A 16,968-nucleotide genomic window follows, 5' to 3' on the forward strand; every position below is an offset into this window, starting at 1 on the left:
TTTGCTGATCGCGATGACACGTTTTGAGGTATGTAACATACTTTAATATTCATAGAGCAGATTTACCGGCTTTAAAGCAAAATCAATTATGGAAAATTACCTCTTGCTTATTGTGCTTACATTGATTGCTCTAGCGGTAATCGACCTTATCGTTGGAGTTAGCAACGATGCCGTAAACTTTCTCAACTCTGCTATCGGATCCAAAGCAATACCTTTTAAAACTACAATGATAGTGGCAAGTTTAGGTATTATATGTGGAGCTATTTTTTCCAGCGGTATGATGGAAATCGCCCGAAGCGGTATTTATATCCCCAGTCAGTTTAGTTTTAATGATGTCATAATCATATTCTTAGCTGTCATGATCACCGATGTAATTTTACTGGACATATTTAATTATTTCGGGTTACCTACTTCGACCACCGTCTCTATTGTCTTCGAACTTTTGGGTGCTGCAGTATGTTTGGGGATTTACAAAATAATTAGTGAAGACGCAGCCTGGAATACATTATCCAATTATATCAATACCGAGAAAGCTACTGAGATCGTAAGCAGTATCTTACTATCTGTATTTTTATCCTTCACTATTGGCATGATTGTGCAGTACATTTCAAGGCTTATTTTTACGTTTCAATTTGAAAAAAAAATAAAAACTGTCGGGATATTATTCGGCGGTATAACCTTAGCCGCAATCAGTTATTTCATTTTAATAAAAGGGCTTAAAGGGGTTACTTTCATTTCCGAAAATACCCGTAATTGGATTAATAGCCATGAAATAAATCTGCTGATAGGAAGTTTTTTCCTGTTTACCCTTATAAGCTTCGTCCTGACCCGCCTTAATATCAATATTTTAAAACTAATTATTGGTATAGGTACGTTTGCATTAGCATTATCCTTTGCAGGCAACGATTTAGTTAATTTCATCGGGGTTCCTGTAGCGGCGCTACAATCCATCGATTTTTTCAGAACAGCGGGTGCGGATCCGGATACATATATGATGACAGCTTTGGGATCGGATGATATTGTCGCTCCTGTATGGATTTTATTTTTGGCAGGTATTATCATGGTCGTTACCTTATGGACTTCCAAAAAGGCTAAAACCGTCATCGAGACGGAGATGAGTTTAAGTAATCAAGATTCAGGAATTGACAAGTTTAAGTCGAATGCACTGGCAAGAAAGATTGTGCGGTCTTTCATTAATGTTGGCAACATAATAAGCTATGTGATGCCCAGAACGCTGCAAACCCGACTGGATAAGCAGTTTGAAAATCCATTGCTGGAAAATGGGGGGAATAAGAAATCGGGTGAAGAACCCATGTTTGACATGGTTAGAGCTTCAGTCAATTTAATGGTTGCCAGCAGCTTGATTGCGCTTGGAACCTCTATGAAACTGCCTCTTTCTACTACATACGTGACCTTCATGGTAGCTATGGGTACAGCCTTCGCAGACAGGGCTTGGGACAGGGAAAGTGCGGTATACCGTGTTTCGGGTGTGTTCCACGTAGTCGGGGGGTGGTTCGTGACGGCAGCTTGTGCATTTGGAGGCGCTTTTATATTAGCCTATCTTCTAAAAGTAGGCGGAATTGCCACTTTTGTAACAGCCCTGGTCGCATTGGCTATTTTTCTCTATAGAAATTCAAAAAGTCACGACAAAAAAGTAAAAGAGCAATCAGAAAGAAAACTGCAATTGGAAAAAAGGGATATACAGACGTTACAACAGGTAACGGAAGCCAGCTCCAATCAGATCAGTGAAATTATCACAAAAACAAATATCCTCTACAAGGAAGTTATTGAGGGATTAATTAATCAGGATTTAGTGATCTTAAACGCCGATAAAAAGTTAGTAAAGAAGTTGCAAAAAGATCTTAATTCTACCAACTCATCGCTGTATGACTTTATTCGAAATCTCGACGACTCATCGGTAAAAGGGAGCCGATATTATATTCAATCTTTAGGTTATCTCCAGGATATCGTCGAGAACTTAGGCGTTATTACTTCAAACATTTACGATCACGTAGACAATAATCACAAGCCCCTTAAAATCAATCAGGCTAAAGATCTCAAATATATTGTAGAAAAATTGGGACAATGGTACTCCAAAATAAATAATGTCTATAAACGACAAGACTTCTCCAAAATAGATGATATCATCAATGAACGATTGGAACTGCAGCATATAAATAATGAATTTTTGGATAGGCAAATCGAACGAATTCGAACATCTGAAAATAGTGCGAAAAATTCAAAACTCTATTTCTCTATTTTACTCGAAACAAACGAACTGATAAATTCCACACTAAAGCTTATTCGTTTGCATCAGGAGTTTGAAAGATTCAGAAGCTCTACCATATAAAAAAGGAGCCTGTCGGCTCCTTTTTTATGTAGTCTTTCAATGTGCTAATAATTCCGGTAACTCTTCAATGTCTACTTCACCGTTCTCCGTTATGGCAACAAATTTTACTGGAACAATCTCATTCACTAGAAGCGGATCATAAGCTGTGCGCACTTTGACATAATTTTTAGAAAAACCGTGCATATACCCATCCTTTACGTCGGACTCAAACAGTACCTCTCCTACTTCTTCCAATTGAGATTCATAAAAGGCACGCCGTTTTTTTTCGGATAGAATATGCAACATTTTACTTCTATCACTTCGTTGCGCTCCAGGGACAGCACCTTCCATTTGCGCTGCTATCGTATTTTCGCGCTCAGAATAGGTAAAAACATGTAAATAGGAAATGTCCATCTCATTTATGAAGTTGTAGGTGTCTATAAAATCTTCACGGGTTTCGCCGGGAAAACCTACAATCACATCGACGCCTATACAACAGTTCGGCATCAAGGATCTTATTTTAGCAACCCGCTCTGCATATAATTCCCGTTTATAACGACGGCGCATCTGCGCCAACACCTTATTATTACCGGCTTGCAAAGGCATGTGAAAATGTGGTACAAATCGTTTGGATTGCGCTACAAATTCAATAATCTCATTTGCTAAAAGGTTTGGTTCTATGGATGAAATACGAATTCGATCAATGCCCTCCACTTCGTCCAAAGCTCTTACCAAATCCAAAAACTTATCTTGTCGTTTGCCATCGCGAACACCAAAATCGCCAATGTTAACCCCTGTCAACACGATTTCTTTAACACCAGACGCGGCAATTTCTTCTGCCTGACGAACAATGTCTTCAATCTTGCCGGAGCGACTTGCACCGCGAGCTAAAGGAATGGTACAAAATGTACAGGAGTAATCACATCCATCCTGCACTTTTAAGAAGGTACGCGTACGATCTCCTATGGAGAAAGCAGAAACAAACTGATTCGTTTCATCGATGGGTGCATTATGAATAATCGTCTTCGCTTGCTTTGTCAAATCATTGATGTGTTCAATGATATTAAATTTTTCGGCGGCACCTAATACCATATCCACGCCCGGGATCTCAGCAATTTCTTTTGGCTTCAATTGGGCATAACATCCCACTATGGTTATATACGCATTCGGAGAATGTTTCAATGCCTCCTTTACTACCTTTCTACACTTTTTATCGGCATGATCTGTAACCGAGCAGGTATTGATCACATATACATCCGCCTGACTGTTAAACGGCGTAGTTTCATAACCCGCATCTTTAAAGATACGACCAATAGATGACGTTTCTGAGAAATTCAGCTTACATCCCAAGGTGTAGAAAGCAACTTTTTTATTCATCTGTATACAATATACTTTTAACTTTCAGATACCAACCTACTGTAAACAGGGTTTTGCTCATGTACTGGGTATTTCAAAAACATGAATATCTGATAATATCTGCAAAAATACATAAAAAGACACAAAATGTGAGTTGTTGAAAAATTGTGATATTCTAATGATGCAAAAACACTTATCTTCGTAACATTCAAAATTAAAAATCATGAAACAGTATTTAGATTTGCTAAAGCATGTGTATACGACAGGCGTAGAGAAAACGGACCGTACAGGAACGGGTACTAAAAGTGTTTTTGGCTATCAAATGCGTTTTAATTTAAAGGAAGGTTTTCCACTCGTTACTACCAAAAAGCTTCATCTTCGTTCGATCATACATGAGTTGATTTGGTTTTTAAAAGGAGAAACAAACATTCAATACCTGAAAGAGAATGGTGTCAGTATTTGGGATGAGTGGGCAGATGAAAAGGGCAATTTGGGACCGGTTTATGGTTCGCAGTGGCGTTCTTGGCCTACTCCAGACGGAAAACATATTGATCAGATCTCGCAAGTAATCAACCAGCTAAAAACGAATCCGGACTCGCGTCGTATCATCGTATCGGCCTGGAACGTGGCTGAAATTGAAAACATGGCTTTACCTCCATGTCACGCTTTTTTTCAGTTTTATGTAGCTCCAGCACAACCAGAAAAAGGAATATTAAGGCCTCAGCTATCCTGCCAGCTGTATCAGCGCAGTGCCGATATATTTTTAGGCGTCCCTTTCAATATTGCATCTTATGCTTTGTTAACGATGATGGTAGCACAAGTTTGTGATATGGAGGCGGCTGATTTTGTACACACCCTTGGAGATGCACACATCTATAGCAATCACTTTGAACAAACAGAATTGCAACTTTCGAGGGATCCGAAGTTGCTTCCCAAACTGAAAATCAATCCTGATGTTAAAGACATTTTCGACTTTAAATTCGATGATTTTGAATTAACAGATTATGAATATCATCCACATATCAAGGCTCCTGTAGCTGTTTAAGCTTACATTTACACGAGGAAGCGTAAAGAAATATTTTTAAGAAATGAGTAATCTCAAACTAACTTTAATAGTCGCCGCTGCGGAAAACAATGCAATCGGAAAAGGCAATAAAATGCCCTGGCACCTGCCTAATGATTTTAAATATTTCAAGAAAAATACCCTTGACCACTCGATAGTGATGGGCCGTAAGACTTTTGAATCCATTGGAAAGGCCTTGCCTGAACGGAGAAATATTGTGATTACCCGTGATCTTCACTATAAAGCGGAAGATATTGATGTAGCAAATAGTCTAGAGGAGGTCTTAACGTATTGCAGAGATGAACGTGAAATATTTATTATTGGCGGTGCTGAAATCTACAGACAAACACTTCCTTTAGCGCAAAAAGTTCTTTTAACACGTGTACATACTACAGTTGACGGTGACGCATTCTTTCCGGAACTAGTTCCTGCAGCATGGAAGCTTGTAAGTTCAGAGGCTCATCAAAAGGATGAAAAACATGCTTTTGATTATTCATTCGAGGTCTACGAAAGGATAAACTGAGCCTTAACCTAAGGCAGCCTCTATCAACTCGCTGTAAAATGCTGTCTCACTCATTCCGAATGCACGCACCTGCTGGGGGATAAAACTCTGTGCAGTCTGTCCGGGAATAGTATTAATTTCGATAAAATAAAATTTATCTGTGCCGTGTTCTAAAAAGAAATCGACACGAACCATCCCTTTGCAGTTTAGACGGATATAGATTTCCTGAATAAGGCGCATCGCTCTTGCTTGCTGTTCTTCATTCAAATCTGCCGGTGTAATTTCTTCTGTAAGTCCGGGGATATATTTCGCCTCGAAATCAAAAAATTCGCGGGTTGTTTTCACTTCGGTAGCGGGCAAAACAACAAGTTCGCCTTGCGAATTGCGAAATATGCCTTGCGAAAATTCCCGACCGTTTACAAACTCTTCGACGAGAACCTGCTTGCCCGTATTTTCTGCATCAAAAGCCTTATCTAATGCTTCTTTTAAACCCGCGGCTTCTTTTACTTTTGTCATTCCAATACTACTTCCTCCGGCATTAGGTTTTACAAAATAAGGTAGGCTTAATTTTTCCTCGACCAATTTCACGCCATCTTTTCTATGGTGCTCGAACAGGAGCACAGATTTAGCTAAATTAAGTTCGGAAATATCTGCAAGAATAGCTTTTGTATACCCCTTATTCATGGTTAACGAAGACGTTAATGCGTTACAAGAAGTATAAGGCAATCCGATCATGTCAAAGTACCCTTGCAAACGTCCGTCTTCACCGGGTGAACCGTGAAGAATAATAAATGCAACATCAAATTTAACAGTTGTACCATTCAAATTAAGTGAAAAATCTTCTTTATCAATCACGTACTTTACGTTCTCTTGATCTCGATAAAACCAGCCTTCCACAGTGATATCGATTAGGTAGATCTCATATTTATTTTTATCCAGCTGACTATAGACAAATTGCGAGCTTTTGTAAGATACTTCCGCTTCTCCTGTATATCCTCCGGTAATTAATGCTACTTTTGTTTTCATTATTATCATTAGTTCATCTTCGCAAATATAATTTGCGATACACGGAAAAACGAATATTTTTGCTAATATTAAATATTAATACAATGTAACAACGGCCACACTCGTTATTAGATAGTGGGGTATAAAAAACTTGAAAAAATTTCATGTCTAAATTATTATTTTATTTACGAACAGACACCTTCAGAAAAAATCTGATAGGAGCTATCATAGCCATATTTGTATTATTCCTTTTAATATATTTTGGGTTAAAAATTTACACTAAACATGGAGATGCACTGGAAGTACCTATACTCAAAGGTCTCCATATAGAAGATGCCAAACGCACCTTGGATCGAGCAGGGCTCGAATATACCATAGACTCTGTATACCAGATGGATGCAAAACCAGGCTTAGTAATAGAACAAGACCCTGAAGCCAGTGCATTGGTAAAAAGTGGACGCACCATTTATCTAACCATTATTACACAGATAGCGCCTGAAATAGCATTTCCGGATATCATTGACAAAACATTTATTGAGGCCTCTGCCATCATCAAAAATCATTCACTAAAGATTGGAGACACGGTCTACGTGTCTGATATTGCCCGGGATGTCGTACTAGATGCAAAATTTGCGGGGCAACCTATCAAAGCAGGACGAATGATCTCGAAAGGATCGAATATCACCTTGGTACTCGGAAATGGTCGCGGTGCCAATGAAGTAGAAATACCTATGGTCTTAAACCTTACATTGGCAGAAGCAAAATTTGCGCTTCAGGGGTTAGGCTTGAAGATTGGTAATATTACCGGAAATATCAGTGACACAGCTACCGCAAGAATAATAGCACAATTTCCAGATACTTCAGCACACATTATCGGTATTGGTACACCGATCGACTTAACTTTATCAAACGACTAATCTCTTATGGAGAAAAAAAAATATTTTCCGAAATTTCTAGGCATTACTTTGGTCATCCTTGTGGTAGTAGGTGCTTTTATCAGCTGGAAGGCCTACCAAACTTTCATCGGCCCTTCTGTTACAGATAAAGAAAAATTTTTCTATGTGCATACCAATGACACCTACGACCTTGTATTTGCACGATTGAAATCACAAGATATTGTAAAACATCCGGAGTTATTTGACTTCGCCGCAAAAAAAATGGACTACCCCAACAATGTGAAAGCAGGTCGATACAAATTGATCCCCGGGATGAGCAACCGCAGGTTGATCGGAAATCTTCGTGGAGGATATCAAGAAGCTGTGAAGTTCCGATTTGCAAATATACGTCTTAAAGAAAGTTTTGCAGGTCTACTAGGGAACAGCTTTGAAGCTGATTCCACAAAGTTCGACGACATATTGAATAGCGAAGCCGTGGCAGAGCAATACGGATTCACTAAAGATAATTTCTTTTCGATGTTTATTCCCAATACCTATGATATCTATTGGAACACTTCACCTGATAAAATAGTCGCTCGCTTTAATAACGAATACAAAAAATTCTGGACGGATGAACGTAAACAAAAGGCACAGGCTGTCCACCTTACTCCCATTGAAGTCTCTACACTTGCATCTATCGTGAAAGGCGAAGCACTTCATGTGGACGAGATGCCTAAAATTGCGGGGCTATATTTGAATAGACTTCGGAAAGGGATGTTATTACAGGCAGATCCAACTGTTATTTTTGCGAATAATGACTTCACTATCCGCCGCGTATTGAACAGGCATTTGACCATAGATAACCCGTATAATACGTATCGGTACAGAGGTTTGCCCCCCGGGCCGATCATGATGCCAAGCATTGCATCCATCGATGCTGTGTTAAATCCTGCACATCACGATTACATTTACATGTGTGCCGAGGCTAATTTTTCGGGATACCATGCCTTTGCTGTAACGATGGCCGAACATCAGGTTAATGCACGTAAATTCCAAAAAGCATTGGATGAAAGAAATATTAAAAAATAAGCTTTCTTATACCCTATATCGACCTTGTTGTTATGTGCCTTAAACGATTTTCGTGATTTGGATTTTTAATTTTTGACTTTTAACTTTATGTTATGTACGTTTTTGAGCACCAATTAAGAGTAAGATATGCCGAAACAGATCAAATGGGATACGTTTACTATGGCAATTATGCGGCATATTATGAAGTAGCACGTACTGAGATGCTCCGTAATACAGGTATATCTTACAGAGCGTTAGAAGAAATGGGCGTTATGCTTCCCGTCATAGAATTGCAGTCCAAATTTATTCAAGCAGCAACCTATGACGAACTCTTAACCATAAAAACAACGATTCGAGAGGAACCGAATATCCGAATTAAATTTGAATATGAGATATTTAATGAAGCGGCAGTATTACTCAATACCGGAATGACACAATTGGTTTTTGTAGATATGCAAAAAAACAGACCTTGTCGTCCGCCACAGATTTTTCAAGATAAAATGAGACCTTACTTTGAGTAAGATGAGGAAAGTCCACACCAGTTTATTGAATTTCAGGCCGTATGATAACTTCGTAGAATGGTCTAAAACGGCTATTCTTCCGGGTTTTGGCAAACTTCCATTATATACTGTTGCTACATTTTTTTTCCAAGAGATAGCTCGTGAATCTATTCTTAACAAAGCTTCTTCCTTGGCCTATAATTTTATGCTGGCTATTTTCCCGGGTATTATTTTCTTATTTACCTTGATTCCTTATATTCCTGTAGATAATTTTCAGCAAGGTCTAATGGATTTTTTAGCTATTGTAATTCCTTTTGAGGCATTTACTATTGTTCAATCCACGTTAGAAGATATTATAAAAAAACAAAATGGTGGATTATTATCTTTCGGTTTTGTATTGGCCACTTTTTTCGCCACCAATGGTATGACCACTTTGATGATGGCATTTAATAAGTCTTCTTTGGCGAATGAAAATAGAAGTTGGGGTAAAAGAAGATTAATCGCTTTGGGTCTATCGTTTTCTATTATTATTGCTTTGACATTGGGAATTGCTTTCTTCACGGGAGCTGGTATAGTCATCTCTTATTTAAAGGAGCATATTTCGTATGATCTCTCTTGGTTCTGGACGTTTATTATCAAAGCAGCGCGCTGGGTCATATTATTTGCTATTTATTTTCTAACCGTCAGTATGCTCTACAAATTTGGCCCATCTGTAGCCAGAAGATGGAAAATCTTTAGTCCGGGCGCTACCCTGGCTACGATCCTTGCCATTTTAACTTTTTCAGGCTTCGCTTATTACATTAATAATTTCAATGCTTACAACAAACTGTATGGCTCTATCGGAACTATTATTGTCATCATGATTTGGATGTACCTGAACTCATTAATACTATTGATAGGTTTTGAGCTAAATGCCAGTATTACTTTATCTAAACAGAGTATTAAAATTGTGAAGCCAAAAATCTACAATTCATTCAAACAATCTGAAAAAGATTCGGATCTGTAAAATATCTTCCAAAAAAAATCAACATAAAATCTTGTAAATAAAAGTTTTTCGTATCTTTGCAGTCCTTACATAGTAAGGAAAAGGAGAAAATTAATTAATGGCAAAAAAACAAGAAGCAGAAAAAGAGTTAGCGGCGAAAAACGCAGAGCTACAAGGTGCTGACACTACAGTAGTGAAAGACACCGAAAAGATTGAGTCTGAAGCCGATTCAAACTTAATTGACGAAATCAAATCCAATACTTGGAGCACACCAGAAGGTGACTTCGATTGGGAACTAGATGAAAAAGCTTTCGGTAATTACAGCGAAACTGAGCGTACTAAATTAGAAGAACAGTATGCCGGTACATTCAACCAAATCAACCAAGGTGAAATTATTGAAGGTATTGTTGTATCTGTCAATAATAAGGATGTGGTTTTGAACGTTGGTTTCAAATCAGACGGTCTAGTAGCATTATCTGAGTTCCGTGACTTACCTGACTTAAAAGTTGGTGATACTGTTGACGTATTCGTAGAGTCTCAAGAAGACGCAAACGGTCAATTGGTGTTGTCACGCAAACGTGCTAAAACACAAAAATCTTGGGAAGCTATCAATGATGCATTGGAAAATGATGCTATTATCGATGGTTTTGTTAAGTCTCGTACTAAAGGTGGTTTGATCGTAGACATTAAAGGTGTAGAAGCTTTCTTACCTGGATCTCAAATCGACATCAAACCTATCCGTGATTACGATGTATATGTAGGTAAAACTATGGAATTCAAAGTTGTAAAAATCAACCATGAGTTCAAAAACGTAGTCGTATCTCACAAAGTTTTAATTGAAGACGATTTAGAAAACCAAAAATCAGAAATCGTTGCGAAATTAGAAAAAGGTCAAGTATTAGAAGGTACTGTTAAAAATATTACAGATTTTGGTGTATTCATCGATTTAGGTGGTGTTGACGGTTTACTTCACATTACAGATATCTCTTGGGGCCGTATTGAGCATCCAAAAGAAGTTTTGGCTTTAGATCAAACTATCAACGTTGTTGTTTTAGACTTTGATGATGAGAAAAAACGTATCGCATTAGGTTTAAAACAATTATCAGAACACCCTTGGGAATCTTTAAACACCGAATTAGCTATCGGTTCTAAAGTAAAAGGTAAAATCGTAACAGTTGCTGACTACGGTGCTTTCTTAGAAATCATACCTGGTGTTGAAGGTTTAATTCACGTATCTGAAATGTCTTGGTCACAAAACTTACGTTCTCCTCAGGAGTTCCTAAAAGTGGGTGACGAAATCGAAGCTCAAATCTTAACATTAGACCGCGATGAGCGTAAAATGAGCCTAGGTATCAAACAATTGACGCCAGATCCTTGGAAAAATATTACAGAACGTTACCCTATCGGTTCTAAACAAAAAGCTGTTGTTAAAAACATGACTAACTTCGGTGTATTTGTTGAATTGGAAGATGGTATCGATGGATTAATCCATATTTCAGATTTATCATGGTCTAAAAAAATCAATCATCCTAATGAATTTACTAAAGTAGGTGAAGAGTTAGAAGTTGTAGTTTTAGAACTTGATGAAGATAACCGTAAATTATCTTTAGGTCACAAACAACTAGAGGAAAACCCTTGGGATACTTTCGAAACAATTTTCACAATTGATTCTATCCACGAAGGTACAGTAATCAAAGTTGGAGACAAAGGTGATATCGTAGCTTTACAATATGGCGTAGAAGGCTTCTGTCCTTCTAAACACTCTGTAAAAGAGGACGGCGCTGCATTAAAAGTAGATGATGTTACGGATTTCAAAATCATTGAATTCAACAAAGAAAATAAACGTCTTGTAATCTCTCACTCTCGTATCTGGGAAGATGCGAAAGAAGAAAATCGCAAAGAAGAATCTAATGCACGCAAAAAAGATGCAAAAGCAGCTTCTACGGCAGTGAAGAAAGTAAAAGACTCTGTTGAGAAATCTACTTTAGGTGACCTTGATGTATTAGCTCAATTAAAAGAGCAAATGGAAGGTGACGAAAAAAAATCTAAATAATTTTAGATTTCACTAAATAAAAAAGCTCCAATCGCACGATTGGAGCTTTTTTTATGTCGTAGCTTATCTATTTTATACCTGGCAGCGGAACATAGCCGTCATCACCGGGTACTTTTGGAAACTGACGATTTTTCCAGTCCTCTTTTGCTTGTTCGATGATTTCTTTGCGTGTTGCGACAAAATTCCAGTAGATAAACCGTTCTTCAGGGAAAGGTTCGCCACCAAAAATATATACTGTCGTATTTGCTTTCATCGTAAAAGAACATAAGTGCGCATCTTTGGTAATCAAAATCTGCTTCGGTCCATATTCAAATCCATTACTTTCAATATCACCTGCAAGAATATAGAGCCCACTCTCCCCGTACAAAATATCCCTAAGATCAATTAGTGTATCTTTTGTAGCCTTAATTTCAATCATATAAAGTGGGCTATATACCGGCACAGGAGATTTTCTTTCAAATACCTCTCCTGCAATCAACTTATAACTAACGCCCTCGTCTTCCCATGCCGGAATATCTTTTGCCTCTATGTGAAAAAACTCCGGTTCCATGGCCTCCAAGGTCTTGGGAAGTGCAATCCATATCTGGAGTCCGTGCATATATTTATCTTGATGTCTTAGGTATTCTGGTGTTCTTTCAGAATGCGTTACACCTTTGCCTGCTGTCATCCAATTTACAGCACCAGGTTGTATCTCCATGGCCGTCCCCAGACTATCACGGTGCATGATCGCTCCCTCAAATAAATAAGTTAAGGTCGATAATCCGATATGCGGATGCGGCCCTATATCCAAGTTCTCATATTCACTAAGATGTGCAGGACCCATGTGGTCGATAAATACAAATGGCCCAATAGACCTCTTCTGACGAAAAGGCAGTAATCTTCCTGCCAAAAAATTGCCGATATCAGCGGCCTTCTCTTCTTGGATAAAATCAATATTCGACATAGCTTATTTACGTTAAACAACTTAAGGTTACAAAAAGTATTAAAATTGCTGAATGGCCTTGAAAATTAAATCAGCTCCCAAACGGGCTGTCCGGTTATCGATATCATGGGTAGGGTTTAATTCCGCTAAATCCATACTTATCAAATTCGGAAGCCCTATAATTGTCGCGTAGATTTTATTGAATACATGATCTGGAACTATACCATTGAAAGCTAATGCACTTACCCCGGGTGCGTATGGTGCTGCAAAAGCATCGATGTCTATGGTTAAATAAATAACATCTACTTGTTTCCCAAACGTCTGTATTGCCGTTATTATTTGCGCTACATTTGCTTCATAAATATCCTGAGCGGTTATAATCTGTACTCCTTTGTGCTTAGCATAGTTAAACAATGCCTTGGTGTTACTAATCTGCTGAATACCTATTGCTAGGTAATGAAATGCTATATTCTCCTTTGCAAGGTCCTCAGCTATTTGATAAAAGCCTGTCCCTGAGCTTCCATAACCATCCATGGGTTGACGAATATCTAAATGGGCATCTATATTGATAATACCAACTGTTTTTGTCGTACTCTTTTTGATCCCGCAAAAATGTCCATAAGTAAGCTCGTGTCCACCTCCTAATACAATTGGGAAACCTCCATGATCTATAATGACGGATACAGCCTGACTTAAAGCTTCTTGTGCACCTTCTAAATCACCTTTTTCACAAATGATGTCGCCGCCATCTATCAAATGTAGGTCTTCAAACGAAAAATGAACGGGTAGATTTGCCAGTGCTTTACGTAAATAGGCTGATCCTTCTGTCGCTCCAACACGTCCCATATTTCGGCGGACACCTTCATCGCAACAGAAGCCCAATAACACCACCGCTTTAGAAAAATCAGCTTTATTTCGAAGATCTATATTTTTTATAATCTGATGCCAGCGCAATAATTCTGGCTGATCGCCATCTTCACGGCCGATCCAAAAACTTACATTTGGTATCCTGTAAAGTGGACTGTCAAAGATACTACTCATCACATTTAGTTAAAAAGATTATCAATTAGCGTATCGTCAACGTGGATTGCCCGAGTTACATTTAATTGTGGACTGCGAGCTAATTCGGTTTCAAGTGCATGCTGAGCTTCCTTATTTCTTGCCCACGCACGTCTTGCGATACCATTATTGACATCAAAGAACAACATTTGTTGCAACTTGACATCCGCTTCTTTCGTACCATCCAAAACCATTCCAAAACCTCCGTTGATTACTTCTCCCCAACCAACACCCCCTCCATTATGTATGGATACCCAGGTAGCTCCTCGGAAGCTATCCCCCAGTACATTATGTATAGCCATATCTGCTGTAAAACGACTACCATCGTATATATTGCTGGTCTCCCGGAAAGGTGAATCGGTTCCGCTTACATCATGATGGTCACGGCCCAATACAACTGGCGCAGACAGCTTCCCCTCTCGAATCGCTTTATTAAATGCTTGAGCGATCCGTACTCGCCCAAGTGCATCAGCATACAGTATACGTGCCTGGGAGCCCACTACTAAATTATTTTTGTCGGCTTCTTTGATCCACTTTATATTATCTTCCAATTGTTGAACAATCTCGTCCGAAGCCTCTTTTTGGAGATCCAACAACACATTCAATGCAATCTCATCTGTCTTACGCAAATCTTCGGATCTGCCTGAAGTACACACCCATCTAAATGGACCAAACCCATAGTCAAAACACATCGGACCCAGTATGTCCTGTACATACGAGGGGTATTTAAAATGAATGCCGTCCGACGCCATGACATCTGCCCCTGCTCTGCTACAAGCTAACAAAAATGCGTTTCCATAATCAAAAAAATACGTCCCTCGTACAGTATGCTTATTGATTGCCTCTGCGTGTCTGATCAACGAGCGTTGTACATCCTCTTTAAATTCTTCCGGTCGGTTTGCAATCTTATGGTTTGCTTCTTCAAACGATAGACCAACGGGATAGTACCCACCCGACCAGGGATTATGCAAAGACGTCTGATCGGAACCAATAGAAATTTGAATGCCCTGCTCGTAAAACTCTTCCCATACATCTACTATATTTCCGATATATGCAATCGATAGTACTTCACCCTTTGTTATAGCCAATCGTACACGCTCGACCAATGCCGATATATCATCTAATACCTCATCAACCCAACCTTGTTCATGACGTTTATAGGCTGCTGTTGGATTAATCTCCGCACATACTGTAATACAGCCCGCGATGTTTCCTGCCTTGGGTTGCGCTCCACTCATCCCTCCTAATCCCGATGTCACAAATACTTTCCCGCTAATACTGTCCTTCTTATCCAATAGTTTGCGAAAAGCATTCATCACGGTTATCGTTGTTCCGTGAACAATACCTTGGGGGCCGATATACATATACGATCCTGCTGTCATTTGACCATATTGTGTAACACCTAAAGCATTAAATCGCTCCCAATCATCTGGTCGTGAATAATTAGGAACCATCATCCCATTTGTCACCACTACTCTGGGAGCAGTGGCAGATGATGGGAATAAGCCCATTGGATGACCGCTATACACATGCAGTGTCTGCTCATCTGTCATATTTGCCAAGTACTGCATGGTTAGCAGGTATTGTGCCCAATTTTGAAATACAGCGCCATTTCCTCCATACGTGATCAACTCATGCGGGTGTTGGGCTACTGCCGGATCCAAGTTATTCTGGATCATCAACATAATTGCAGCGGCTTGTTTACATTTGGCAGGATACTCTTGAATAGGTCGCGCATACATATCATAGGCTGGCCGAAAACGATACATATAAATCCGACCGTACTGCTTTAACTCGTCTAAAAATTCTGCTGCCAATTCATAGTGCCATTCCTTTGGGAAATAGCGCAGTGCATTACGGAGAGCCAACTTTTCTTCCTCTTTTGTCAAAATAGCTTTTCGTTTAGGCGCATGACTAACGTCCGTAGCATATTCTGCTTTAGGGGGTAGCACCAGAGGAATCCCATCTATTATCGCTTTTTGAAATATTGTCATTTGCTGTTAATTTTTATTAAATACTTCTTCTCCACTTTTCCATACTGATGCAGGGTGTAATGATCCCTGCCGATACGTTATATGTTGATAATTATCTGTTTCATAGATTACAAAATCTGCTGATAATCCTTTTGCTAAACGACCTCTATCGGTTAAATTCAGTGCTTTTGCTGCCCTAAATGTTACCGCGGCAAGTACTTCTGCATTTGTCAACTTTTGCATTGTAGCTAAGATACTTGCCGATGCAATCAACTGCCCCATAGGGGCTGATCCCGGGTTCCAATCTGTCGCAATAGCCAGGCAGGCACCGGCATCCAATAATTTTCGGGCAGGAGCAAATGCACAACCAATCCCCAATGAAGCGGCTGGTAACGCTACCGCAACTACATCAGATTTGGCCAACAGTGCTATTTCATAATCTGTGGATGCCTCTAAGTGATCTGCCGATACAGCATTAAAGTCAACGGCTATTTGCGAGCCTGATAGGCTGAATTGATCCGCATGTACCGTGATATCAAAGCCCATATTTTGTGCGTTGATAAAATAATCTCGCATTTGATCTGCTGTGAATGCACTTTTTTCAATGAATGCGTCAATTCGATTTGTCAAACGCTCTGCTTTCAATAATGGAAACAATCGCTCGGCTATGTCCGCCAGATAATCTTCAGCTGTACCATTATAGTCTTTGGGAAGCATGTGTGCAGCTAAGCAGGTCGCTATTAAATCTGCTTTGCTTCGTTGATTGGCTAATGCTATCGCACGCAAGATCTTTAACTCTTCTTCTACCGTAAGACCATACCCACTCTTCACTTCCACCGTTGTCACGCCTTGCTTTATTAACTCACTGGCTCTCCATACCGTGATATCAACTAATTGCTCTAGATCACAACCCCGTGTATGCATAACGGTATTCCAGATACCACCACCTGATTCCGCAATTTCCAAGTAAGAACTTCCTGCATTACGCATCGCAAAATCATTAGCGCGCCCCCCTCCAAATGCAATATGGGTATGACAATCTATATAAGATGGCATACATACATATTCATTTTGTAATTCTTGAATCTGCACACTTTCCGGAACGACTAACCTTAGCTCGTCAAAACCAGCAATCTCTTTAATAATGTTTCCGCAGATCCAAATTCCGGCATATTCCACAATCTCCAATTGACTATCCGACAATGCTCCTTTATCTGGTAGATTGCACATGGTCAACAATTGTTTAAACGGCCCTATTAATACCTCTTTTTGTTCCAT

Annotated in this window: 14 protein-coding genes; 8 read left to right on the forward strand and 6 right to left on the reverse strand. The window is 39.2% G+C overall.

Annotation, left to right across the window (positions count from 1 at the left end):
• Positions 1–88 precede the first annotated feature (88 nt).
• A complete protein-coding gene (locus E4F24_RS00070; protein ID WP_140936564.1) occupies positions 89–2,350 on the forward strand; it encodes an inorganic phosphate transporter in 2,262 nt (753 codons plus the stop codon).
• A 36-nt stretch (positions 2,351–2,386) separates the two neighbouring features.
• Here E4F24_RS00070 and mtaB read toward each other — a convergent pair whose 3' ends face one another.
• On the reverse strand, positions 2,387–3,706 hold the full coding sequence (gene mtaB, locus E4F24_RS00075; protein ID WP_140936565.1) for a tRNA (N(6)-L-threonylcarbamoyladenosine(37)-C(2))-methylthiotransferase MtaB: 1,320 nt from the start codon (positions 3,704–3,706) through the stop codon (positions 2,387–2,389).
• A 202-nt stretch (positions 3,707–3,908) separates the two neighbouring features.
• Between mtaB and E4F24_RS00080 the strand changes: the two genes are divergently transcribed.
• The gene (locus tag E4F24_RS00080; protein ID WP_140936566.1) at positions 3,909–4,730 is read left to right on the forward strand and encodes a thymidylate synthase; all 822 of its coding nucleotides are present in this window, start codon (positions 3,909–3,911) and stop codon (positions 4,728–4,730) included.
• A gap of 43 nt (positions 4,731–4,773) precedes the next feature.
• Entirely contained in the window at positions 4,774–5,271 is a 498-nt protein-coding gene (locus E4F24_RS00085) for a dihydrofolate reductase (RefSeq protein ID WP_140936567.1), read from the forward strand.
• Positions 5,272–5,274: 3 nt separating this feature from the next.
• On the opposite strand, the gene E4F24_RS00090 is transcribed toward E4F24_RS00085, so the two are convergent.
• Positions 5,275–6,276, reverse strand: coding sequence for a D-alanine--D-alanine ligase (locus E4F24_RS00090; RefSeq protein WP_140936568.1), 1,002 nt, complete (start codon positions 6,274–6,276; stop codon positions 5,275–5,277).
• Between the two features lie 143 nt (positions 6,277–6,419).
• Between E4F24_RS00090 and E4F24_RS00095 the strand changes: the two genes are divergently transcribed.
• From E4F24_RS00095 to rpsA, 5 genes are all read left to right on the forward strand, one after another.
• A complete protein-coding gene (locus E4F24_RS00095; RefSeq protein ID WP_140936569.1) occupies positions 6,420–7,172 on the forward strand; it encodes a PASTA domain-containing protein in 753 nt (250 codons plus the stop codon).
• Between the two features lie 6 nt (positions 7,173–7,178).
• Positions 7,179–8,219 (forward strand): endolytic transglycosylase MltG, encoded by a 1,041-nt coding sequence (gene mltG, locus E4F24_RS00100; RefSeq protein WP_140936570.1) that lies wholly within the window; start codon positions 7,179–7,181, stop codon positions 8,217–8,219.
• A 92-nt stretch (positions 8,220–8,311) separates the two neighbouring features.
• The gene (locus E4F24_RS00105) at positions 8,312–8,719 is read left to right on the forward strand and encodes an acyl-CoA thioesterase (RefSeq protein ID WP_140936571.1); all 408 of its coding nucleotides are present in this window, start codon (positions 8,312–8,314) and stop codon (positions 8,717–8,719) included.
• Position 8,720: 1 nt separating this feature from the next.
• Complete coding sequence (locus E4F24_RS00110) at positions 8,721–9,704, forward strand: YihY/virulence factor BrkB family protein (protein ID WP_140936572.1); 984 nt, start codon at positions 8,721–8,723, stop codon at positions 9,702–9,704.
• Between the two features lie 97 nt (positions 9,705–9,801).
• Complete coding sequence (rpsA, locus tag E4F24_RS00115) at positions 9,802–11,736, forward strand: 30S ribosomal protein S1 (RefSeq protein WP_140936573.1); 1,935 nt, start codon at positions 9,802–9,804, stop codon at positions 11,734–11,736.
• A gap of 67 nt (positions 11,737–11,803) precedes the next feature.
• Here the strand turns inward: rpsA and E4F24_RS00120 are convergent, their stop codons facing one another.
• The 4 genes from E4F24_RS00120 to hutI are packed head-to-tail and all read right to left on the reverse strand — an operon-like array spanning position 11,804 to position 16,968.
• A complete protein-coding gene (locus E4F24_RS00120) occupies positions 11,804–12,679 on the reverse strand; it encodes a pirin family protein (RefSeq protein ID WP_140936574.1) in 876 nt (291 codons plus the stop codon).
• Between the two features lie 39 nt (positions 12,680–12,718).
• Positions 12,719–13,699: a formimidoylglutamase gene (gene hutG / locus E4F24_RS00125; RefSeq protein WP_140936575.1), complete on the reverse strand. Its 981-nt coding sequence runs from the start codon at positions 13,697–13,699 to the stop codon at positions 12,719–12,721.
• Between the two features lie 5 nt (positions 13,700–13,704).
• Positions 13,705–15,711: a urocanate hydratase gene (locus E4F24_RS00130; protein ID WP_140936576.1), complete on the reverse strand. Its 2,007-nt coding sequence runs from the start codon at positions 15,709–15,711 to the stop codon at positions 13,705–13,707.
• A 6-nt stretch (positions 15,712–15,717) separates the two neighbouring features.
• A complete protein-coding gene (gene hutI / locus E4F24_RS00135; protein ID WP_140936577.1) occupies positions 15,718–16,968 on the reverse strand; it encodes an imidazolonepropionase in 1,251 nt (416 codons plus the stop codon).

This window comes from Sphingobacterium lumbrici (genome assembly GCF_006476045.1).
Taxonomy (GTDB): Bacteria; Bacteroidota; Bacteroidia; order Sphingobacteriales; family Sphingobacteriaceae; genus Sphingobacterium; species Sphingobacterium lumbrici.

Bases quoted from the DNA above. Each gene is read 5' to 3' on its own strand.
- E4F24_RS00120 (WP_140936574.1), bottom strand. From the start codon at position 12,679: ATGTCGAATATTGATTTTATCCAAGAAGAGAAGGCCGCTGATATCGGC.
- E4F24_RS00090 (WP_140936568.1), bottom strand. From the start codon at position 6,276: ATGAAAACAAAAGTAGCATTAATTACCGGAGGATATACAGGAGAAGCG.
- mltG (WP_140936570.1), top strand. From the start codon at position 7,179: ATGGAGAAAAAAAAATATTTTCCGAAATTTCTAGGCATTACTTTGGTC.
- hutG (WP_140936575.1), bottom strand. From the start codon at position 13,699: ATGAGTAGTATCTTTGACAGTCCACTTTACAGGATACCAAATGTAAGT.
- mtaB (WP_140936565.1), bottom strand. From the start codon at position 3,706: ATGAATAAAAAAGTTGCTTTCTACACCTTGGGATGTAAGCTGAATTTC.
- E4F24_RS00095 (WP_140936569.1), top strand. From the start codon at position 6,420: ATGTCTAAATTATTATTTTATTTACGAACAGACACCTTCAGAAAAAAT.
- E4F24_RS00130 (WP_140936576.1), bottom strand. From the start codon at position 15,711: ATGACAATATTTCAAAAAGCGATAATAGATGGGATTCCTCTGGTGCTA.
- E4F24_RS00080 (WP_140936566.1), top strand. From the start codon at position 3,909: ATGAAACAGTATTTAGATTTGCTAAAGCATGTGTATACGACAGGCGTA.
- E4F24_RS00110 (WP_140936572.1), top strand. From the start codon at position 8,721: ATGAGGAAAGTCCACACCAGTTTATTGAATTTCAGGCCGTATGATAAC.
- hutI (WP_140936577.1), bottom strand. From the start codon at position 16,968: ATGGAACAAAAAGAGGTATTAATAGGGCCGTTTAAACAATTGTTGACC.
- E4F24_RS00070 (WP_140936564.1), top strand. From the start codon at position 89: ATGGAAAATTACCTCTTGCTTATTGTGCTTACATTGATTGCTCTAGCG.
- E4F24_RS00085 (WP_140936567.1), top strand. From the start codon at position 4,774: ATGAGTAATCTCAAACTAACTTTAATAGTCGCCGCTGCGGAAAACAAT.
- E4F24_RS00105 (WP_140936571.1), top strand. From the start codon at position 8,312: ATGTACGTTTTTGAGCACCAATTAAGAGTAAGATATGCCGAAACAGAT.
- rpsA (WP_140936573.1), top strand. From the start codon at position 9,802: ATGGCAAAAAAACAAGAAGCAGAAAAAGAGTTAGCGGCGAAAAACGCA.